The sequence below is a fragment of the Pseudoneobacillus rhizolycopersici genome (genome assembly GCF_054786815.1).
The window spans coordinates 1-21,864 of the sequence record NZ_JBTOOE010000012.1 but is presented as its reverse complement, the minus strand read 5'-3'; the positions used below and the strand labels follow the sequence as shown (position 1 = coordinate 21,864).

Sequence of the window (21,864 nt, the reverse complement as noted above, 5' to 3'; positions counted from 1 at the left end):
ATAAATTGTAAATAAGGAAACAATCATATGACACAAGGAAATATTGAAATTCAAACTGATTCACCAGGTAATCAGGCGCATCCAGCAATTGGACAAGCTCAATCCGTGCAAACACAAGTAGAAGACAAAGTGGATTTATTGTCAGTTAGTAAAGAAACATATGGGGGAGACTATAGCATCCATTGTTTTGAACAGTACAAGCTTTATGTTGAGATGGCCGATAGAGTTAGTTCAAGAAGGATGCTTGCTAACACATTCTTTCTAACAGTAAATACGATGCTAGTGACCGTGCTAACAGCATTAATTTCTAAATTAGAAGTTTCATTGACTTGGCTCCTTCCTTCTCTTATTGCTGAATTAACACTTTGTTTTGCTTGGTGGCGTATGGTGAAATCATATGGACAACTTAACTCAGGTAAATATCAAGTAGTTAATGAATTGGAGAATTACTTGCCTATTAAACCATATGCAGCTGAGTGGGTTATTCTAGGAGAAGGAAAAGATCCTAAAAAATACCGACCGCTAACTCGTGTTGAGAACTGGATACCTAAAATATTTTCTGTTATTTATGTTATGTTGGCAATTATATTAATGTTCAGTTCTAATGATATTTCTAAGAAAACTACTGAGCCTAAGACTATTCTTGAGAAGATTGGCTTCACTAAGGAGTACCGTGAACTACCAGAAAAAAAGAAAGCCATTACACCCAACCATACTTTACCCGAAAATAGTAAGCAGTAGCAAAGAACTAGGTATCTTTGTAGGTATCTAGCTCTTTTGTTTATCATGTAATAAGGCTTTTTACTCAAAAATTGTTGCTTCCAATATGGCTTAACATTATTGATCCCAAATACGACGATTTTTTCCTTTGTTCATCAAACCAGATGGTACGAAGTGGTAAACAGGCTGTCATTCATTGGTACACTTTTGACACACTGTGGTAAAAAATATGTCAAGGATGGTAAATTTCACTGGCCGTAAGCAGTTTCCCTCTTAGTTAAGTATAACACCGTAATTACAGCAGAAATGGTTCCAATTGCCGGTAACCAGTCAGCGATGTTACCTATGTCATATACTACTCCCCCACCATCAAAAACTAACATTTATATCCTCCTCAAAGATAAAGTTAAGGACTACCCTATATTATTACAAGGAATTCCTATGTGGGATTTAATAACATAGCTAGGGAGAATACTTTTTACTAGAATTTCCCTTCCCCTTCATAACAAAGAGATTCGACAAATGGGGGGAATTACCTATATTTTTGCCGAATATTGTAATAAAAGGAGGTGTATATCATGAACGAAGAACAAGCCGAAAAGATAATAAAATTGTTAGAGTCTATCGATAATAAATTAGATAGCATTAAATCAGAAAATGAATGGATAAGAATCCACACAAGTAACATCGAAGCTAATACTGATAATTAATTTACTAATTAAATTACTACTATCATTTGTATGACAATAATTGAGCCTTTTTCACGAAACTAGAAAAAGGCTCTCATGTTTGCTTAATTCAATTTTCTTTTCGGCACGTTCGAGATGAGTCTGCACAGTGCATTCATCCCTTTATCTAATGGTCTTTTTATTGAGAAGAGTTTATCTTTAAGGAATTGGTCTTTTGGCTCTTTTGGGTATATTGACAATTCCACATTTTTTTAATCATAAAGTTCTTTAAAACTCACCCCAGATTTGTCAAATTCAGATTGTTCCCAATAACATGCTAAACACATTCCTTTTTCTATAAGGTTTATATATTCTTAACTTTTCAAAACTGTCATCAATCCTAATGATATTGAAATCGGATTAATTAGCGATAAATAAATGATGATAATGGATTAGGTTTTTGTAAAAAACAAGACTTTTTATTTACAAATCATAAAAATAAATCTTGTATAAATCCTTAAAAAATCAATGTTAATTGCATTAAAGTTACCCGTTTTTATATTAACCCTTCTAGTAATCTCTTCTGCTAAACGAAATTCTGCCTTAGTTTAATTTGACTCACACGTTCCGCTTTTATATTGAACTCCACAGCAATAGTATGCATTCGGACACTTTCTTGATTTACTCCATAAAGCTGGTCTAAAACAAGGCATTCTCTTTCCGAAAGAATGCTTTTTATTCCTTTGTATATTTCAATAAACTTTTTATATTCCGTTGATTCCCTATCCTTAAGAAGGTATAGAATGGTTTCCTTTACCCATCGGCTGACGGTTAGGAATTATTTAAGAATAATATATAGCCTCATCACGTGAGATATTTGTCATTATTCTTACTCCTAACTTTTAATAATAATTTGGCTATGTTACTGTTCATTGTTGATTTTCGGCAGGTATGCTCACTTAATCGGAGGAATTCCGTTTATTTTTAAAAGTATTGGTTAGGAGATAAAACAGGCAGAGATTTTCCGTTTAAATAACCTGAAAAGCCTTATAATCACGGAAATGTATAGATTAACAAGAAATGTTCCGCTTATTTAAAGGGAAATATTTGAATTTCCTGATTTAGTAAGAAGCTTTCCGCCTATTTTTCAATGCCATAAACTCAGCATCCATTTTTAACAGTGCCAATAATTTATAAATAGTTAGGTTTATACATAATCTTTGGTAATATTCAGAACTAAAATAGTTGTTAATATTCGATATTTTGTTAGCACTTTAAACCCCCGAACACTTTCCAAATATAGGTATAAACAGTAAGCTCCTACTTAAACTTTAACATATTTACGTCAGAAATATGACAATTTTGATATAAGACTCAAATAGAATTATGAATCACCCCTACCCATATTAATAAACTAATTGAATCCTGATTTACTTTTTTGTCACAATATTTTCGGAAGGAACTATGAAGGTTGTGTAGAACTATCTCCATAAAAGGAGGAAGTTAAATGGCAACTTTTAATACCGTTGAGAAGGCAAAAGCAGAGATAATAAGAATTCAAATGTACATTGATCTTGTGGAATCTTATGTTCCAAACACCCTTGATAAGTTCATCATTAAAGAATATGCAATATGTAACAGCATAGATAAAGCTCTTAGGGCGGTAAATGACGCCGGTTACTCAATTAAAGATAGTAAGGTCGACCGAGATTATGTAGTAACATTATTAAAAAGTAAAAGCGCTGATGAATTACATAGGCTTGTGAGAGCTAGATATTTGAAAAAGACAAAACATAGAAGAAATTTTTAGGAAAACATTACAATGCTAAGAATATCTAATCTAACTAATTAAAACTCAATAACCGGCAAGTTTTTAGAAAAAATTTTCAAAACTTGCCCTTCTATAAAAATTGAAATTTAGAGTTCTAACTCTACTTTCAAAGACATATACCTCGAATACAACCTATAAAACGTTTAAAGAAAGGTTCCAACATGGGATGACAACCACAGAAAAGGCAAGGGAAGTTATTCCTCAAATTCTAAAGAGGGAAGAACACCCGTTATCCACCAAACAACTAAGTGCCTTAATCGCTAAGGAAGTAACAGGCTATGTAGACGATGGCAAAGAACGAACAGGAATCATTCAGGGAATTGTTCGTAAACACCAGTCAAATCAAATTCCTATCCCACATGTGACCTTATCGAAATTTAACGATGTCCTATATTTTGAATATATCGAAGACAAGGTAGATCTTCTAACAAAAGAAATCTAACAGTTTCTAAAAATAGTAGAGGAAAAACAGCTATTAAGCAAAACATGATGTCACTAAGTAAAGAGAAACTAAATCAGTACCATCTACTGGTTCAAGAAATCATCACGCTGAGTGATTTAGTAAACTCGTAAGGGAAAAGTTCAAATAATAAATAACGGGAGTGATGTAAGTATGTTGACAACTACAGAAAAAATCATTAATGTGTTGCCCATGATTCTAAAACGAGAAAATCGGCCCATCCAAACCCAAGAATTAGAGTTATTAATTGAAAAGGAAATTCCTGAAATTAATAATTTGAATGGAGAAATTCGGATTGGACTTCTATCAGGAATTACAATCCGACACAGAGATGGGGTTAGAGTTGTTCCACATGTAGCCATTTGGAAACTAAGTGATTTAAATTATTACCAATATGAGGACTAAATAGAATAGGCGAGATTCGTATCTTACGAATCTCGTCTTATTCTTTTTGGTTTTTGTTCATTCGTTTTAAATAGAACTTATTCCTTAATACACCTTTCAAGCGGACCAATAACTTTAGGATAATTTTGGGTCCGACTTTGATTCGTCTGTCCACCCAATCTTTTTCGAGGTAACCCGTTGATACTGTATCAATAAAAAAATTTGCTCGAAAACGCCGAGGTTCCACTGGCTCTCCTAACTACTGACTCAACATACATAATGAAGAGGTGGTAATTATACTAATTGGTCCCTCATCAAAATGAGATATTGAATCTTCTCTTGTCAAAGTTACTTGAAATCCGAGCAACCTAGTCAATGCCTCATAGATGGTATCATCGTCACCTCGATAATCTGTTCCATTAGGCATAGTTAGAATTGGAGTAGTCCCCTCACATCTTGCTTTATATTTAAATAAACCTTCGATTTGTTGAAAACGACGTGTTGTTTTACCACTACTAAACTTTCGATTCATCTTTTTTATTGCCCACAGACGGTCTCCAAAGAGACCTCTCTTGTCACTTGAAGTTGATGATAAAGACTCTCCTAAAATTGATTTTACAGGGTACCGACGGATATCCTTAACTATCCCTACAAATTCGTTAATATTCTAAATGTTTAACCCCTAACTGAAACTAACCATCTCCAATCCATATCTAACTTTAAAAATGAAAAAATCGCCAAATAATGGAGAACTCTTCCTAATCATAAATTTCCCGGAGTATTCAGTCATTGACGCTTGCCAAGAGGAAATGATTGGCACACCTTTTAATAGTACCCAACACGCTAAAACACTATCTAACTCAGATACGTTGCCACATTTGCCCGCACCCCAAGCTGGTTCATAAATTACTTCTCCGGTAACTGTTGCAAACTTTTTTGGAACCATAATAAAGGGGTCTTCTTTGTTTAAAAATACTAATTCAGCGAGCTCATAAGTCTTTTTGCTATCCTGCCATTGCAAGAAGGTTTCTGGACTTTCACAAAAGGCAATTGTGTTTAAGCTTTTATTAAAGTCTGGTAGTTCAAATTTATCTCCGGGTTTAATCAAGTTCCCCTCGTTCGCATCCATTAGCCAATTTATCGCTCTTTCAAAATGCCATAATAACCGTTGTTCCGAATTAAACGGCTCTGTGTCCAATCCCAAGTGTCTTAAATTATTGTAGCTGGTGTCTAAGCAAAGGTTTCCTGTAGTCCAAGGTGCTTCCTTTCTTCCTTTTCCGTTGTAATTCTGGTGTGGGAAAGTGCCTTCTAAACCATCAGTTTTTGCCGGGTAAAATCTTATAATCCCTTATAATCCCCCAGGGATATGAATCCTCAATATGTCAACCCTGTGGTTGATGACTTTCCTCCTATTGTAAAGAATTCAAAACATAAGGATCTTTGAACTGAAGAACAAACTAAAAAATTTATGTCTTAGGTTTCAGCAAGAAATAAGGGAAGCAAGTATATTCCAACTATTTTTACAGGAATGCGCCGAGGAAAAATCTGGGCTTAAAATGAATTGATATAGATTTGGAACATGGCACTATTCATATTCTGCATAGTTTAACTCGTACTAAAACAAATGGAATCATCTTTAAAGATTAAAAATCTGAGAGTTCAAAACGGGTAATAGCTGTTTCGGAATATGTTCTTCAAATGTTAAATGAACGCTTGTTGTGGCAAAAGAAACAAATAGCCCTATTAAGTCCATCGTATAATGATTTTGGACTTATTAATTGTACAGAAGATGTAAAACCAATCGATCCACGAAATTTATTACGCCAATTCTACAAATTGATGGAAGAAGCTAACCTTCCAAAAATTACTTACCATGATTTGCGCCATCTTCATACAACCTTTCTGATAGAAATGGGCAAAATCCAAAAGTTGTTCAAGAGAGACTTGGTCATTCACGTGTCCAAGTAACTCTGGATACATATACACATTTCAACATACAAATGCAAAGAAACTGTGCAAAGAAGTTTGAGGACAGTATTCTGAAGAACATAGAAAAATATATCTGTGCAATAATTGTGCAATTCCTAAGTAGTATTGAATAGTTGCAAAAAATTTTTAGAATACCAAGAGACCCCAATCCCTTGGTCTACCAATGAATTGGGGTTTCTCAACCGTATGACCTGTGAGGGACTTGAACCCCCGACCCCTTCCCTGTCAAGGTAGGAAGTTTATATCCTCTATTATCCCATAACATCCGAAAACCCTTGGTATTACTAGGTTTTCGTTTTTTTTATTTTCCTTTAGTATCCTTCGATATCCTCCGATATTTTTTATTTCGTGACCACGATGTGACCATTAAGAGCTTTTCCAAAGTTTTACTTTAATAATGTGATAAATGTTATAAATATGACCTTGGTTAATAATAAGAGACCTAACAAAAAAGCCTTAACCAATGGTTAGGGCTTTGCCGTAGATATAAATATTACCAAATTATTAAGGTTGTTTTCCATAATGAAAATAAAAATAACCATTTTTTTGCAATTGGTTAAAATGTCTGATATAAAAGGTGTTAGTCTTGCTCAATCGATAGGATAGTTTCGTCCCCACAAATGTTTCTTATTTTAATCCTTTTAGGAGCTTCATGAAATTGAATCGTACCGTCCCAAAAATCCTTTGTTTGCACACCATTTCTTATTACTAAACCAGTTTTAGTGATTTTTAATTCATAATCCGAACACCAAACACCTTTAGAATTCCTACAATCTAAACTAATATATTCAATAAGCTCTAAACCGTTATCACTTATTGTAATAGGAATAAACTTCTTGTTCTTTGTTGCATTTAGTTTCCCCTTTTGATTGTACTCATCTATTTTCCTTTCTATTCTTTCGCTTATGAATTTTGTAAACTTAACAATAAATTCCTTTGAATCTTCTTGTAGATGGTCAATCAGGTCATATTCAACGTAATCATTTACTATTACATCATCAAGAATTTCTTTTAGATCATGTAGTTCAATTTCCCTACCAGTATCATTATAGTCATTAATAAATTTTTCAATTTCTTTTCTATCAGTTATATCAATGTAATATACGATTATTTTTTGTATATTATTGGGTAAATCAGGTATGGCTTCATTAATAATTTGATTCATTAAATACTCATCAAGTAACTTAGAAGAACTGTCTAACAGATTGGGAATATACACAGGTATCAGCCCGTCCTTTGTTGATTGTATTGCTCCCCCCCAGAACTTATCAAGTTTGTCCTCGTTTTTTAATCCTCGTATTAAGCTTTTTAATTTATCCATTGTTTGGGCTGGATTACGATATAGAGAAACACCGTCTTTTATCTCATAAACATTAAAACTAGCTTTATTCAAAGCTAATCTGTCGCGTGTCGTTTGAATACTATTTATTCCAATATCTGCATGAATGAAACTTCGGTTAAGTTTTTTTGATGTTGCCGCAGTAACACCACTACCGCCAAAGAAGTCTGCAACAATCATATTTTCATTTGTACTAGCTTTTATAATACGTTCTAGTAATGCCTCAGGCTTTTGGGTCGAATAATCCTGCCTTTCAGCCGCTACCGGGTTTACAGGAGGTATATCATTCCACACGGAATCAACAATATCCCCAGGAATCTCGTCTAAATAAATAATTCTTGTCCCGCCTGCAGTAGGGTTTACATCGTCTCTATAAAGTCTTCCATCTTTATCTTTCTTAAATCTTTTTTTATAGTCCTCACTATGAGGTTTGTATTGAGTGTTCCAAACATATTCTGCTGATTTCGAATAAGAATATATTACATCATGTTTCTGTGGGAATTTTTTGGATGTCTTCCTTTTAAAACCAAAGTAACTCCAAATGATTTCGTTTATTAGATTCTTTTCACCAAATATCTCATCAAGCAATATTTTAACATAGTGGCCAATATGCCAATCAAGATGGACATAAATAGTTGCTCTTTCACTCATAATACTCTTAATTGCCATTAAGTTTTCGTACATCCAATTTAAATACGCTTCCTTTTGCCATACATCTCCATACATCTTTTCTTCAAATACTTTTAAATCTTCAAATTCAAGTTCATCCTCAGCCTTTTCTATAGCTTTAGCAACTTCAGGATTATTACGAATATACACTTTTTTTGCATAATCTGCTCCACTTGCAAAAGGTGGATCAATATAAACGAGGTCAACTTCTATCCCTTGATCTTTAAGATATGCACAGGCAGATACACATTCGCCTCGAATCACCATGTTTTTGCTGTTGTCACCGTCTCCTATTACCTCGACCTTTTCAAGTTCATATAGAGGCATACCCCTTTTAACTTTCTCAACAACCTTTTCGTTATCTCTATATTTTAAAAAGCGTCTAGTTCGGATAAATTCATCTAAAATAGCTTGTCCTTCTATAGTTTCTGGAAAATAAGGAACATATCTTATTGCCATCTATACTCCCCCTAAAAAAATTTATTTATAGCGTTAATTACTGCTTCAATTCTGTTTGATTCACTTAAGCTATCTTCCAAATAAAGATAATCAAAACGGTTATAACCAAATTCAATATTGTTCATTTCTAAAAATTTATTTTCGACAAACTCTTTTTTGCAAAGAAAATCTTTATCATTTGAATAGCCTGATCCCTTTGTTTCAATCATTAATAACTTAATAATTTTCTCTTCATCTCGATTAACTATTAAAAAGTCAGGAGTGTACTTACCTATATACTTCCAACTACCATTACTGTTTTTATAACACTTGATTTTAAATTCAGTAAGAGCCCTATCCCCGTTATAATAAATTTCAAGTTGTTTTTCATTAAATAATCTAAGGTTCAGGACCTGATTTATGAAATATTTCTCAAAAGTACTATCCATTTTGTATGGAATGTAATGAAATGTTTTATCTTTATAATTAGGAGCTCCTTTTTTATTTCTAAGAGCATTAGCTGCAGCAAATTCCCCTATATTTTCAAGGGCTTTAATAGCATTATTTGTGTCTTCATCTACAAGGGTTATACCTTTATCGGCCTCGATAATTTTATTAACCACATCTTGATTAGGATAAAACTTTAAAGGCTCTTCAGTTTGAAAAGGTGTAATAAAATTATCCACCTTCAAAAGGGAAGCATTATTAGGAATCAACTCCTCATTAATTAGGAAAGAGCGTTTTTCATAAAATTCTTTACGAATATTTTCCCGAATTAAGGATTGATTATAGACATCGTTAAAATACCTTTCTCCACCCTTTATATAAGTAATTTCATCAAAAATAGTCTTTAAAGTTAACTCATATTTCTTTAACTGCTTCATTGGAACAAATCCAAAACTTTCTTTAGTAATTTGCAACAACCATGTATTCAAATTAGCAATTGAATCTCCATACTCAGTTGTAATGTCGGTTTCAATTATCTCCATATTAAAATCTTGTGTTTTGGTTACTATTGCTTGTTTTTCACCAAGAGAAAGCACGTCAGTAAAATTATTTAGTAGCCGAGGTTTTTCAACAATCAGGGAATTATATTGAACCTTTAACTGATAAAAATCAACGGGTGGTAACTTTAAGTGTTCAATTCTAGAATACCTATTAATTAATGTTTTGTTGCCTTCTCGACCGCTAGTAAATTCCTCTAATGTAATATCTTGTTCATCCTCTAATTGTTTAATTAATATCTTAGAATTATATTCATTTAACCAGATAAGGGCTGTTTCATTTGAACCTTTATCTACTTGTCTTAGACATCGACATGAAGTTTGTAAAACCATATTTGTTGGGGAATCGCCTTTTTGTGATAGTATAACACCTGTAAGGCTTTTACAATCCCAACCCTCCTTGCCAATCTGCACTAATAAGATTATCCTTTTCTTACTTAGAGGAGTGTCAAGAGATAAATATTCTAATTCTGCTTCTTTTGAAATTTTATACTCCTTATTCCCTTTATGATATTTTAATATAACTTCATCAGGATTAAGACCATATTCATTAACTATTTCCATCACTTTTGGTTGTACTACTTCTTCTAGGGTAGGTATTTTACCACAGTAAATTGCAAGCTTTGCTGTTGTCCCGTTACTGTATTTTTTATCCTTATATCTATCAAGGAAATCCCTCAGACCTTGTTCAATAATTTTTAAACTATCTTTAGTATGAGAAACTTTCACTACTGGTTGTTTTAAAAAATTATTAATACCATTAATTAAATGATAATAATAAACCACATTAGATAGTTGCCCATTTTTTAATCCTAGGTTTGCTTTAACATCAACTACTTCAACTTTTGAAAGATATGGTGTCCCTGTAAAACCAATTATTGAATTAATCGTTTTACCTTCAGTCCATTTTGTAATTACCCTTCTTAATTTGATGTCATCATTTGCAGCATGATGCACCTCATCTAAGAAAATTGCAAGGTTGGGTATTTTTCCTATTAAGTTTCTGAGCTCATTTGCCTGCCTATCTTTTTCATCTTCACTATCCTCAAAAAGGTTTATCTGTCCCTCTGATAATTCAATTCTATCAAGAATAACCTTTTCAGCATTTGTCACTAAAACTAACCCAAGCAATTCGTTAAATGGCTGATAATTATTAACTTTTGATACATTCGGATTCTTCGTGGTAGTGGACTTTGAAGCAGTTTTTTGTTGGTCTAGTACCTCGAATTTCACCAATCTTTTTATTCTGCTAGCAGACGGTTCTGGTAATATCCATGTTGGATTGAAGTTCTTAATTGTCTTAAGACTCGGTACTACAGAAGATTTTAAACCCGACGGAGCAAAAATTATGAAATTATGTGCAAATGATCTATTTTCGGGCTCGTTAATCGCGAAATAAAGATCCAAATAGATAAATGCAGACATTAAAAATGTTTTCCCCGCCCCCATTGGTAAACTAAATATATAGTCTGTATATGATTTTCCATAGAAGAATTTTTGAAATACATCAGTATAGTCAATTGAAGTTGGATTATTGGTAATTTCCATTTCCAAGGACTTTGAAAGTTGTTCACCGTTTTCCTTTTTTGTTATTGAGTATTCATAAAGAGCCATTGCAGCTTTATTTTCCATTAACACTTCTCTGGTAGACAATGGTATAGGTAGTTTGTCGAGATTAATATCACTATTAAAATAGCCTTCACAAAATAACTCCCATAAAGGTTTGTTATCACAAGCAATTTTTAAAAAGAGATATGTTTTTATTGCTTCAATTTGAGCATCCCGTAACTTTCCTTGTTCGATAATGTAATTAATTACTTCTTTTACGGTACAATCATTTGAATTAAACCACATTTCACTCTTCTTATTAATCATTTTATAAAACATTATTACACCCACTTTTTTTTAAAAGAAATAAACTTTAATTATTTTGTTAACATCAAATAGTAGAAAACAGCGACCCTAATATTATATATTAAAATTTACTTAATGCGTACTATCCCAACAATTTTAAGAAATCAATAAAACCGTTTAACATTGTTAAGTAATTCATGAATAATCTGTTTTCTCATGTTCAACTTGCCCATAGTAAGTTGTACTAAGAGAAGAAATGGGCTATTTCCTCTTGGCTTAACCTCTTCATTTATATAAGGGTTTTTATTCTTTTTCTACAACTCTTTACAAGTCAGCCTAAAATAATACCCTACCTGTTAAAAGTAAATGTTATCAGGTAATTTTTTCCTACTAACCAAGAAGTTCTATTTAATATCAATTAACACGAAGGTATATACAGCTAGCATATCAACACGAAATCATTTTCAAGGAAATCATAAACAAAAAAAAAACGCTCTGCATTATTTTAGCATAGCGTTACCAATTATTTGTTCCTTTTTCCGTCCAACAAGTTTAATATATTTTTTACAGTTTGATGCACTAATATTACCTCATCTTCACTTCGTGTTTCCAGTAGTCTTTTATGGACATCTAGTAAACCTTTTATTGAAAGTGTCATATCTTCTTCTATTTCAATATGTTGGAAGTCCAATAATGACCTGGCTTCAATATTAAGTCCCTTTGCGACCTTTTCAAATGTCTCCAATGATATGTTACGTTCCCCAAGCTCAATACCACCGATATAAGTATTCTGTAAACCTGTTACTTCTGCTAATTTTTCTTGGGTCATCCCTCTTTATTTTCTAATTTAGGAGTACAAATTTTTCAACTTTTCCAACGAAAACGAGAATAATTAAAATAAAGGGATAGTTTACAACCACCCCTTTTCTTACATTTTTCGCTTCGTTTTACTTAATCCACCATCTCAGTTATATTACTCAATATTTCTAAAATTTTCGATTGTTCCTTTAAGCTCCTACTTTTAATCAACTCTATTAACTTAAGCAATACTTCATTGTCTACGTTTAACTTTGGATCGATTAGACTAAAAAATTCTTCTAAGGAAACCCCTAGAGCCTTAGTAACTTTTACCAAACTCTCAAGGGTGAGATTCATTTCGCCTCGTTCAATTTTGCCTATATGTGTATTATGTAAACCCGATATCTCAGCCAACTCTTCCTGGCTTAACTCTTTATTCTTTCGAATTATGCGGATTTGCTCGCCAACAATTTTAACTAGATTGTCCATTTGACCACCCCTTAAGGGTAGTAAAACCTACATTCCTTCACACTTGAACATACATTAATGATTATTTGATAGTATAATAATCATTAAAATGATTAAAGTTACTGAAATATTATTTTACATTAAGTGAGGTGATTGTATTTTGCCAAGAGAAGATATAAAGAAAAAGGTAACTCCCAAAACGCTAGAAAAACAAAAAAAGATGGATGAACTGGCAAAGCAAGGTATAAATGCTAATGAAGCCTCAAAGTTATTAAAAATGAGCACCAGGGATACATACAATTATTATCACGAAAAAGGTTATAACACTTCAAATAAATACACTGCTAACTATGATGTATTTGAAGTAATCGATAATGAAGAGAAGGCATACTGGTTAGGCTTTTTGTATGCGGATGGGAATGTACGAACTGCTGAGAGCAAAGATAATTATCAACAAAAGGGGTACACTGTCTCCTTAAGGCTCCATGTTCAAGATATAAAACATTTGTACAAGTTTAAAGAATTTACTCAAACAACAAGCCCTGTGGTGTATGAAGAAAAATTTACTGGTGGAGCTATTAGGCATCAATGTGTCCTAAACATCCATTCAAAGAAAATGTGCCAAGACTTAATTAATTGGGGCTGTACACCAAGGAAATCCCTAGCATTACAATTTCCAAAGCATCTGCCTAAGAATTTGATTAACCATTTTGTTAGAGGTTACTTTGACGGTGATGGTCATATAAAAAGAGAAAAAATGGGTATTGAACTAGTAGGTACGAAGGATTTTTTAGATTACATAGTGGATTATTACAAGCTAACCGAACCGAATTGGGGGAGAGAAGGAAGAGCATACTGCATATGGTTTTATGGTAAAAATGCTAATAGGCTAATTGACGAGATGTATAAAGACTCAACAGTTTATTTAGACAGAAAATACTTTCGATCAATGTATTTACAAGAAAAGCTAGCCTACTATGAAAAAGTTAAGAATATTGCATTGGAATTATATAATACTGATTTAATTGAAGTTAAGGAAATTAGTAGAATAACAGGTGTGCCTTTAACAACCCTATATAGGACTAAAGAAAAGAATAATACACCTGGGAGGCGATTAAGTAAAGAAGAGAAGGTGCTTACTTGCTTGGTTGATGGTTGCAATAATATAACTAGCAAGAAAAATTTGTGTGAGAAACACTATACAAGGCAATATCGATACGGTGACATTCATTTTTCCAAATACAAAAGAGGAAATAATTCGAAAAAATCTTAGTTTAATAAAGGGAACACTGCAAAAGGTAAACCATCCAAAACTAAGTGGAAAAATAATTTGCTTAGAGTTATGAAATACCAAAAGCGAAGGCTTGTAACCTTCGCTTTTGCATCTAAATCTAAGAGTTAAACATTTAAAAGGGATGTTTACAGATCAAACGATAACTGGTCGGTATTCTTTTTCCCCATTGGAGAGGCAATGAGTTCTTTACCCCTAATCCCATTCCTATACCGTCTCCATATGGTACTCCGTTTAATTCCGTTCTCTTTTCCCCATTTTGATAGGGATTTGGTCACTCCTTCAATTTCCACAAAAATGTCTTTACGTTTATTCTCAAACAGCGCCTCTCCTCGAATCCCTGCTTTATAACGACTTCCTATCATATATTCTGAAACGCCTTTCTCCCTTGCCCACTCGTTAATGCATTTAGTTTCATCCCCTATAGTGATGTAAATTTTCTGTACCCCTACTGGGACAAGTAAGTCATCTTCGCTCCATCCAGACTCAATGCGATACCGAAGGGCTTTTTGGCTGATGCCTGATTTATCTGACCACTCTGCTATTGTCTTCGTTTCCCCTTTAATAGTAATGTAGCGGTTTACTCTTTTATTGTTTGCCTGCTCCTTTACAGTTAACCATCTACAGTTAGATGGCTCATAATTTCCATTCACATCTATTCGGTCAATTGTTAGGTGTTCAGCATATCCATTTTCCATTGCCCACTCATAAAATAATTCAAACTTACTTTTCCATTCCTCACAAATGCTAATTCCCCTTGCTCCGTAATTTTTGAAATCCTTGCTATAAGATCGGTAGCAACGTGCTTTCATTGTGTCCCATATATGATATAGTCGGGTGTTTCTCATATTGTGTGTAGCATTTCTTTTGTTTCGTGCCACTAGGATTTCCCTAGAAAGGCAACCACAACTTTGGGTAATCCCTCGAAGTAGATTGTGATAATGAACTGTAGTTAATGCCCCACAATCGCATACACAGTCCCAAAATCCATTTTTCGCATTAGGATTTAGAACTATCAATTTCCCAAACTTTCTGTTCGTTAAATCTTGACTCTTTAGGCATTTACCGCAGTTCTTTTTATCTTTTAACAGAGTAGTACCCCTTACAGTAATTTCATTCCCACACTCACATCTGCATCTCCACATCGAGCGGTTACCCTTTTTCTCAGCAACTATTACATTTTCTAGGACAGTTAATTCTCCAAATTGTTGTCCAATAGACACCAAATCTCTAAAACAGCCGTTGCATGTTTGTGTTTTTCCTGCTAACAATGCTGAGCCATCAATAATCTTTTCTTTTCCACAGTCACACAAGCATATCCACCTGGTACGATAGCGGTCTTTCCCAATTGGTACCTGATGAGCCGATAACACAACCAACTTTCCAAACCGTCTTCCTGTTAAATCCATCCCTAGTGGTCTAACCATGGGTTTCATCCCCTGATACATTTTTGGTTATTCTACTTTCGATACTAAGAAACACATTCCTCTAAGCATTACTTCATTTGGTTGACAATGGTTTGTAAGCCCGATAGATTTCCCTTGCCAAGTGTTGAGTAATAATCGATATGTCCTTGCACTGCCTTTAAAGCTTTTTGAAAGTAAACATCACCGAAATCTTTTCTTATACTTTCAAGTAAAAATTTATTGGCATCATTATTGAATGCTCTTTTATATTCCTGCCCATTCATCATTGAGAGAAAAATCGTTATAAAATCATGAGCAGAACCTTCACTCATTCCTGTAACTCTATTAATTTTCACTTTTCCTTCAGTTCTAGTCAGTTGTCCCGAATGTACTTTCTTAGCGATTTCATACGCACCTATACTCATTTCCAAAGTAATCTTCATTAAGAATCCCCCAATCTTACTAATAGTTCAATTTTACCATGGAATATCCAAAATATTAGGAGGGGTTTTTATAGATTAATAGAATAGTAATATTATTATGTATTAAAAAGGATGTGGATAAAGTGAAAGGCGATATTATTTATGTTATTAGGTCTTGGAGAGACTTCGTTAAATCCGATCAGGAAGAACTAATGAAGGTATTTGGAAGTCCTAGTCATAATATTCCTGGAATGCAAAGTTTTTCAGTGCTACAACAAATAACAGACGGTCCACTGTCATTTAGACATTTCGGAATTGATATTGGGGATGGTACTGTAGTTCATTTTACTGGAGAAAAAGCTTTCTCTAAGTCTAACTTGATTCAACATACATCATTAGATAAATTCCTAAAAGGCGGTGACCTTGAAGTGGATTTAGCAACCCCACTTACATATAAACGTGATGAAATTGTTGAGAGGGCTTTGTCAAAAGTTGGCTCTGATTTTGGAGGCTATAATTTATTTGATAACAACTGCGAGCACTTTGCAAACTGGTGTGCCAGAGGGAGAAAAACATCAAGGCAAATAAACTTTAAAAACGATGATATGGGTATAATTGAAAAAGCTTCAGAAATAATTATTGCTGAACCGTTAGCAAAATTTGCTGATAAACTGGAACGTTTTGTTAACAAACTCCCCCGATTCTAAAATTGCCCAGCTAATATATATATCTCACAAACATATGATATTATACAGGCAAATTGACAGACAAATTAGAATTTTTCTCTTTCCAATGTATTCACTAATGAAACCCTTTGATATAATACGGTTAGAATGAAAAAACTCGAATTACAATAATAAATTTTTCAGGAGGGAATTTAGATGATACATACTAAAACGCCTGCAGGAACTTACGATGAGAATGATTATTGGACTGTTTCATACATTGACGTTCAATCAGACAATCCTGATGATCACAAAGAAGTAGTTCGTGAGTATGGAGATGTTGATAATGCTTACGAAGATTATTGCTCTTTGAAAAAAAAATGGTGGGTAAGAGACTGCACATATCAGCACCATAGAAGATAAACCCAACTACAATGCAAGTTCCGATAAGATTGAAGTATAAATTCCAGTTTATCGGTGAGCTTGATTTGAAAGTACATAAGACACTTCGGTGTCTTTTTTTTATTTCTCCCCCTTTTTCCCCGGTCAGACCTAATTGTTATTTCTTCCACTAACCTGTTTTCCTTAGTTCCTTAGTTCCTTAGTTCCTTAACGCTATCTAATCGTTGAATTTTTAATACAGGGGTTATACATTAAATTTCTAACCTAAAAATCCCAAAAATGACTATGATTCTCGTCTTAGTGAAAAATTCTAATTGAAACTAAGAGGAAAGTTTCTAATAATGTGAGGCGGGGGTGGGTATATTAGCCAAAGTACCCTTTAATGGGCCTACCCCCGGGTCCAATCAATTTAATTGGGAACGCTTTGAGCTAACAAAAAGCGAGTATTGTTACAGTCAAGTTCGTAATTTTACAAAGATCGTAACAGGAATGTAAAATGTTACATCCCTTTGAGTTCAATTGACACAATATCCTCGAACCTTATTCTTTCCAAAGAACCTCCACCATCTGTTATTGCTAAATAGATATACCTACCGATTCCATCTAACCGATTAATCATTCCTTCGTACTTGGTAAAAAAGCCATCATGCCATACCGTGATAGCTACACTGATAGCAAACTCCATAGCCTCATGAATCTTATTTTCAATTTCCTCTACCTGATAAGTATCGAGAATCGGTTTTTGCTGCTTATGATAATCTGATCTCATTTCTTTGAGCATTTTCACATGTTCAGGCATAAAGAAAGCAGAACCCCATTTAATTTTACCTCGATCTCGAATTGCCATAATTACACACCTCCTAAGTTAGGAACACACGTTCTTATTATATCCAATTCCAAATAAAAAATCACCCTCAAACATGAGAGTGACTAAAAATAAGACAAAACAGTACTGCCTATAACATCATGTAGCGAATGAAGAATCACCCATGACGATCATACAAACGCTTATTTTGTATTTCTAATAACATATTTTTGCGTGATTCTATGGTGACTCTAGCCAATTCGTGAATAATTTCTGAATCTTTATGAAAAGTGACATAATATGCCCCATTTATTGGTGGGTCAACAATACAGCCGTATAGTATCTTGGTTTTTGAGTTAGCTACTTCTTTAAGTATTTTTACTTCGTCCTCGGCTTCAAATTGAAACGTTATTTTCTCAAAAGAAAAAAGTTCGAACGCTTTATAGCCTTCTTCCCAGAGGAGTTGCGTACTTTGTCTGAAATATACATCACCTAAAGTTGGGAAAAATATTACACTTATTATTCGTCCAACTTCCAAATCGTCTACCAAACCCTTTTTCACCTTTGCCTCAATTAACATTACACAACCCCAATTCATAAGAATAATTTGCACACTAACTGTATGGGTTGAATAATTAAGTTTTATACTGACGACCTAGGAATTTTGCTACATAATTTCATTTATGTTGCATTTTTGCATGATGATTGATAGAATACTAGTCAAATATGTAACATAACTTACGAGAATCACAGGAAATAAATTGCAACATAATTTAGGAGAGTGACAACATGATAGAGCAATTACAAGAGGATCTTCAAATTTTAGAACAAATGGAAAAACAACAGGTATTGACTGAACAGTTTGAACAATACCTAAACAAAGCGGAAAAGAGTGAAAACACTATTCATAGTTACCTGTTACATATTAAGGGATTCATGAGATGGATTGATGAGTCAAAAGGTACAAACTTTGTTAAACTACATAGAGAAAATGTGAAGGATTACGTTTCTTACCTAAGAACTATAAAACAAGCGAAACCTAGCACCGTTAATGCAAAAATCAGTTCTCTAATAATGTTTAATGAATACCTAATAGATAAAGGCATACAAAACGACCTAGTGGTTTCAAAGAAAGATAACGTCAAAATCCAAAACCAGTATGCCTCCCTTGCCAAGGTAGAATTGAAAGATGTTGAGAAATTCCGTCAGCTATTACTCGATAATGAAAAAAGTAAACGAAACCATGCTCTTATCACACTCATGGCATACACAGGATTACGAATTAGTGAAGCTCTAAACATCAAAATGAATGACTTTAATCTTACATCTAAGGAACTGATCATCGTGGGTAAAGGCAATAAAACAAGGACAGTTTTCTTAAACGATAAAGTAATTACCTCATTGAAGGAATGGCTTAAGGAGAGGAAACACCTTGACAGTGAATATCTTTTTGTCAGCAACCGGGGGACTGCGTTAAATCGGACTGTCGTTAATAAGCTTTTTAAGGAGTATTCCACTTTGCTTAAGAAGGAAATCACCCCTCACGATCTACGACATTTCTTTTGCAGCTATGCAATTTCAAATGGCTTTAGCGTTCACGAAGTTGCCAATCTTGCGGGCCATAGCAATATCCATACAACCTTGCTTTATACCAACCCAAGTAAAAAAGACTTACTAGAAATAATAAACAAATTATAATACCAATAGGGGGATTAATTTGAAACTTACTCAACTCGAATTAATAAAGATAATAAAAAATGCAAAAAACTTAAATGAAAACAAGTATCTTGCAGAACATTTGCTAACCAGAAAAGACGAAAAACTTATTCGAAACCTCTTAACCTGGGAAATTAGTGATTATGTTAGGAACAATAATCCTCAAAACCTTAATGGTAAGGAAATCCATGTAAGCCATGAACACAAAAAACATGATGTCAGTATTTTGTATGGAAAAAGAAAAGGTGGAAGGGGTATTAAAAAGGATGATATTGTATATTTTCCCGAAACCATAATCGAGTTAAAATTTACAAAACCATCTTGGATTATTGATAAAGAAAATGCTCCTATTGAATTACTTTCCCCCCAAGACAACATATGGAAGGAGAATCATAGAGAGTGGAAGAAGAGAGTTGGACAAGAAGGTGGGGTAATTAGGGATTTAAATAAGATGTTAGAAAAGCAACACAAAACACTTACTGAAACAGGAGAAACTCCAGTTATACATCACATATATGTATTACCAAGTCCACACGAGGTTATTGACAATAGGTACAATGGTATTATTGAGGGTTTATTAGGTTTTAATGAGAAATTAAAAGATCACGCTGTTATTGGAAAGAAAGCCCACCACACAATTTACAAAGACTTAGTTAGAGTTTATCGTAAACAGTTAAGAAGAGTAGAATCCAATAATTTATTATGCCGAAAAACTTGTTTTAAATTATCATCAGTAGCCATTCAAATAGGAATAGGATTTGGAGTAAAGACAGATTTGATTTTCTTAATTCTTTCAGAAAGTAACAATAGATAATGATAAATATCATTATCGCTCAGAGTATATTTAATTGTACCTGAGCGTCATTTTTTTTTATTACTGAACTATCAGACACTTTTTTATTTGGCACTTCTGTAATATTTCTTATATTGAACTTCCTCCCAAGTGCCCTTATTTTTATCCCATGAATATTCTGTGATTTTTTTTAATTTCCTGAGTTCATTTATTTTTTGCTTTGCATAATCATCTGATACAAAGAACTCTGCATTTCCCCTACAATATCCGGGGAATTCTCTATGATAACTAAACTGAAGAATAAATACATCCTTCCCATCTCACGAAAAGCTTCTACATTCAAAATCTACGAACCATTCTTCATCTTTAACTAGTGTCTTATCTTAAACTGTTGAGACGGTCCACCATTTAGTTGGAACTGGACGATCTACTAATAGAACCGCTTCTGGCTCACTTTTTAGATTATTAATATTTCCACCTTCAACACCGAGCACAAAACCCTCTTTTGTTTTATAGACTTCCATAAAGTGCCTCCTCTCTACTCAAGTCTATTTTAACTATTAATTCATTAGTTTTTGTTTTTAATTGTTACAAGGTTTTGAATTCTATCTGAAAATAAAAAGCTGCCGAAGCAGCTTGTTCTTATGTCAGTAATCATTTCCACTTTAATCACCAAAAGATGGTTTATACAATTGGTTATCAGTTCAACATGAGTTTCACTTTTGACCCTTATATTCATTTAAATCTGCATCATGAAATGTTGCTTTCCATATTTCAAAAGTCTTAAAAAGCATTCTTTCACCATTTTTAGTCAGATGGACATTAGCATATCCATATTCATCACCATTTCTATGACGTACCCGGTTATTTCTTTTTATTATAATCCTGCCTGATCTTGTGATATCGTATAAGTCACCATACTTATCCCCATAACCATTAACTTTAATACTTCTTCTTTCTTCCACAGTATCACCTCAAATAAAGCAATTCGCTTAAAAACTGCATGGAAAATCATACAGGGTGGGCATTTATGTCTATCAATTTATTTTTGTAAATTTTTAACATTTTTTCGTTGGTGTATGTACATTTTTGTGTATAATTTACTAAAGCAAAGGAAAAAAGACTCCTAAATAATTATATTCCTTGTCCCTGAACATGGGCCAGGTTCTGTCCATACACACTATATATTACTAGGGATTACTAAATCAATCGGACGATGGACCTTCCCTTTGTCCCTTGGCAGTTTTCTCTTAAGTCGGCAGCAATGGCTATTTATTTTGTCGCCACTCAACGTTTCGGCTAAGGTGGGGAAGGGCGACGATTTACCTTTTGCAGTACCAGACACTTTTATCAATTATTTTTTACTTTTATGCACTTTTTCATCTATACACTCATCAAGTATATTAATAACCAAATTAAGTCTATTCTCTCCTCTATGAGGTAAAAGGAAATAGTATAATGAAATCATAACTATAGAAAATATAAGACCCCACGAGTTAATGGGATGAAATAGCTCTAAAATATTTTGGTCGGTAATTTTCCCTTGCATTATCGCTTGAACACTAAATATTACTAAACTAAGAAATGAAGTTCCAATAGTCTTATAATAAAGTGCTGCTGCTTGCCTATTTTTATAGGCTTTAAAATAAGCTCTCATTAGCTTTAATTCCTTAATGTCATTATTTGTTGTAACCGTCAAGTAGTTCTGAACACTTTTTGCTAATTTATTTTGAACACTCTTA

Annotated in this window: 25 protein-coding genes; 11 read left to right on the top strand and 14 right to left on the bottom strand. The window is 33.4% G+C overall.

Annotated elements, in window-relative coordinates; genetic code table 11:
• The first annotated feature begins 27 nt into the window (after positions 1-27).
• On the top strand, positions 28-741 hold the full coding sequence (locus ACX9YW_RS13420; RefSeq protein ID WP_460347166.1) for a RipA family octameric membrane protein: 714 nt from the start codon (positions 28-30) through the stop codon (positions 739-741).
• A 227-nt stretch (positions 742-968) separates the two neighbouring features.
• Here the strand turns inward: ACX9YW_RS13420 and ACX9YW_RS13415 are convergent, their stop codons facing one another.
• The gene (locus tag ACX9YW_RS13415) at positions 969-1,103 is read right to left on the bottom strand and encodes a hypothetical protein (RefSeq protein ID WP_460347164.1); all 135 of its coding nucleotides are present in this window, start codon (positions 1,101-1,103) and stop codon (positions 969-971) included.
• Between the two features lie 195 nt (positions 1,104-1,298).
• Here ACX9YW_RS13415 and ACX9YW_RS13410 point away from each other — a divergent pair, with 195 nt between their 5' ends.
• The 4 genes from ACX9YW_RS13410 (at position 1,299) to ACX9YW_RS13395 (ending at position 4,084) form a co-directional block, all read left to right on the top strand.
• A complete protein-coding gene (locus ACX9YW_RS13410) occupies positions 1,299-1,430 on the top strand; it encodes a hypothetical protein (RefSeq protein WP_460347162.1) in 132 nt (43 codons plus the stop codon).
• A gap of 1,465 nt (positions 1,431-2,895) precedes the next feature.
• Positions 2,896-3,198: a hypothetical protein gene (locus ACX9YW_RS13405; RefSeq protein WP_460347160.1), complete on the top strand. Its 303-nt coding sequence runs from the start codon at positions 2,896-2,898 to the stop codon at positions 3,196-3,198.
• A 187-nt stretch (positions 3,199-3,385) separates the two neighbouring features.
• Positions 3,386-3,661, top strand: coding sequence for a hypothetical protein (locus tag ACX9YW_RS13400; protein ID WP_460347158.1), 276 nt, complete (start codon positions 3,386-3,388; stop codon positions 3,659-3,661).
• Between the two features lie 171 nt (positions 3,662-3,832).
• Positions 3,833-4,084 carry a hypothetical protein gene (locus ACX9YW_RS13395; RefSeq protein WP_460347156.1) on the top strand — a complete coding sequence of 84 codons (252 nt, stop codon included), beginning with the start codon at positions 3,833-3,835 and terminating at the stop codon, positions 4,082-4,084.
• A 238-nt stretch (positions 4,085-4,322) separates the two neighbouring features.
• Here ACX9YW_RS13395 and ACX9YW_RS13390 read toward each other — a convergent pair whose 3' ends face one another.
• Positions 4,323-4,673 (bottom strand): MOSC domain-containing protein, encoded by a 351-nt coding sequence (locus ACX9YW_RS13390; RefSeq protein ID WP_460347311.1) that lies wholly within the window; start codon positions 4,671-4,673, stop codon positions 4,323-4,325.
• 72 nt (positions 4,674-4,745) lie between these two features.
• A complete protein-coding gene (locus tag ACX9YW_RS13385; protein WP_460347154.1) occupies positions 4,746-5,171 on the bottom strand; it encodes a hypothetical protein in 426 nt (141 codons plus the stop codon).
• Positions 5,172-5,761: 590 nt separating this feature from the next.
• Here ACX9YW_RS13385 and ACX9YW_RS13380 point away from each other — a divergent pair.
• Complete coding sequence (locus ACX9YW_RS13380; RefSeq protein ID WP_460347152.1) at positions 5,762-6,031, top strand: hypothetical protein; 270 nt, start codon at positions 5,762-5,764, stop codon at positions 6,029-6,031.
• A gap of 601 nt (positions 6,032-6,632) precedes the next feature.
• Here the strand turns inward: ACX9YW_RS13380 and ACX9YW_RS13375 are convergent.
• From ACX9YW_RS13375 to ACX9YW_RS13360, 4 genes are all read right to left on the bottom strand, one after another.
• On the bottom strand, positions 6,633-8,519 hold the full coding sequence (locus tag ACX9YW_RS13375; RefSeq protein WP_460347150.1) for a DNA methyltransferase: 1,887 nt from the start codon (positions 8,517-8,519) through the stop codon (positions 6,633-6,635).
• Positions 8,520-8,530: 11 nt separating this feature from the next.
• On the bottom strand, positions 8,531-11,389 hold the full coding sequence (locus tag ACX9YW_RS13370; RefSeq protein ID WP_460347148.1) for a DEAD/DEAH box helicase family protein: 2,859 nt from the start codon (positions 11,387-11,389) through the stop codon (positions 8,531-8,533).
• Between the two features lie 490 nt (positions 11,390-11,879).
• Positions 11,880-12,185: a helix-turn-helix domain-containing protein gene (locus ACX9YW_RS13365; RefSeq protein ID WP_460347146.1), complete on the bottom strand. Its 306-nt coding sequence runs from the start codon at positions 12,183-12,185 to the stop codon at positions 11,880-11,882.
• Positions 12,186-12,307: 122 nt separating this feature from the next.
• Complete coding sequence (locus ACX9YW_RS13360) at positions 12,308-12,643, bottom strand: helix-turn-helix domain-containing protein (RefSeq protein ID WP_460347144.1); 336 nt, start codon at positions 12,641-12,643, stop codon at positions 12,308-12,310.
• A gap of 139 nt (positions 12,644-12,782) precedes the next feature.
• Between ACX9YW_RS13360 and ACX9YW_RS13355 the strand changes: the two genes are divergently transcribed.
• Complete coding sequence (locus tag ACX9YW_RS13355; RefSeq protein WP_460347142.1) at positions 12,783-13,895, top strand: hypothetical protein; 1,113 nt, start codon at positions 12,783-12,785, stop codon at positions 13,893-13,895.
• A gap of 146 nt (positions 13,896-14,041) precedes the next feature.
• On the opposite strand, the gene ACX9YW_RS13350 is transcribed toward ACX9YW_RS13355, so the two are convergent.
• Entirely contained in the window at positions 14,042-15,340 is a 1,299-nt protein-coding gene (locus ACX9YW_RS13350) for a hypothetical protein (protein ID WP_460347140.1), read from the bottom strand.
• 68 nt (positions 15,341-15,408) lie between these two features.
• On the bottom strand, positions 15,409-15,762 hold the full coding sequence (locus ACX9YW_RS13345) for a hypothetical protein (RefSeq protein ID WP_460347138.1): 354 nt from the start codon (positions 15,760-15,762) through the stop codon (positions 15,409-15,411).
• Positions 15,763-15,884: 122 nt separating this feature from the next.
• Between ACX9YW_RS13345 and ACX9YW_RS13340 the strand changes: the two genes are divergently transcribed.
• Entirely contained in the window at positions 15,885-16,448 is a 564-nt protein-coding gene (locus ACX9YW_RS13340) for a lecithin retinol acyltransferase family protein (protein WP_460347136.1), read from the top strand.
• A 174-nt stretch (positions 16,449-16,622) separates the two neighbouring features.
• The gene (locus ACX9YW_RS13335) at positions 16,623-16,829 is read left to right on the top strand and encodes a hypothetical protein (RefSeq protein WP_460347134.1); all 207 of its coding nucleotides are present in this window, start codon (positions 16,623-16,625) and stop codon (positions 16,827-16,829) included.
• A 478-nt stretch (positions 16,830-17,307) separates the two neighbouring features.
• Here the strand turns inward: ACX9YW_RS13335 and ACX9YW_RS13330 are convergent, their stop codons facing one another.
• Both ACX9YW_RS13330 and ACX9YW_RS13325 read right to left on the bottom strand, forming a co-directional pair.
• Positions 17,308-17,655, bottom strand: coding sequence for a YolD-like family protein (locus ACX9YW_RS13330; RefSeq protein WP_460347132.1), 348 nt, complete (start codon positions 17,653-17,655; stop codon positions 17,308-17,310).
• Between the two features lie 136 nt (positions 17,656-17,791).
• Positions 17,792-18,193, bottom strand: coding sequence for a hypothetical protein (locus tag ACX9YW_RS13325; RefSeq protein ID WP_460347130.1), 402 nt, complete (start codon positions 18,191-18,193; stop codon positions 17,792-17,794).
• A 269-nt stretch (positions 18,194-18,462) separates the two neighbouring features.
• Between ACX9YW_RS13325 and ACX9YW_RS13320 the strand changes: the two genes are divergently transcribed.
• Entirely contained in the window at positions 18,463-19,311 is an 849-nt protein-coding gene (locus tag ACX9YW_RS13320; protein WP_460347309.1) for a tyrosine-type recombinase/integrase, read from the top strand.
• A gap of 19 nt (positions 19,312-19,330) precedes the next feature.
• Positions 19,331-20,143 (top strand): hypothetical protein, encoded by an 813-nt coding sequence (locus ACX9YW_RS13315; protein WP_460347128.1) that lies wholly within the window; start codon positions 19,331-19,333, stop codon positions 20,141-20,143.
• Between the two features lie 362 nt (positions 20,144-20,505).
• Here ACX9YW_RS13315 and ACX9YW_RS13310 read toward each other — a convergent pair whose 3' ends face one another.
• From ACX9YW_RS13310 to ACX9YW_RS13300, 3 genes are all read right to left on the bottom strand, one after another.
• Positions 20,506-20,646 carry a hypothetical protein gene (locus tag ACX9YW_RS13310; protein ID WP_460347126.1) on the bottom strand — a complete coding sequence of 47 codons (141 nt, stop codon included), beginning with the start codon at positions 20,644-20,646 and terminating at the stop codon, positions 20,506-20,508.
• Positions 20,647-20,838: 192 nt separating this feature from the next.
• Positions 20,839-21,087, bottom strand: coding sequence for a 3-ketosteroid-delta-1-dehydrogenase (locus tag ACX9YW_RS13305; protein WP_460347124.1), 249 nt, complete (start codon positions 21,085-21,087; stop codon positions 20,839-20,841).
• A 389-nt stretch (positions 21,088-21,476) separates the two neighbouring features.
• Positions 21,477-21,864: hypothetical protein (locus ACX9YW_RS13300; protein WP_460347122.1), on the bottom strand; the 388-nt coding region annotated here is incomplete at its 5' end.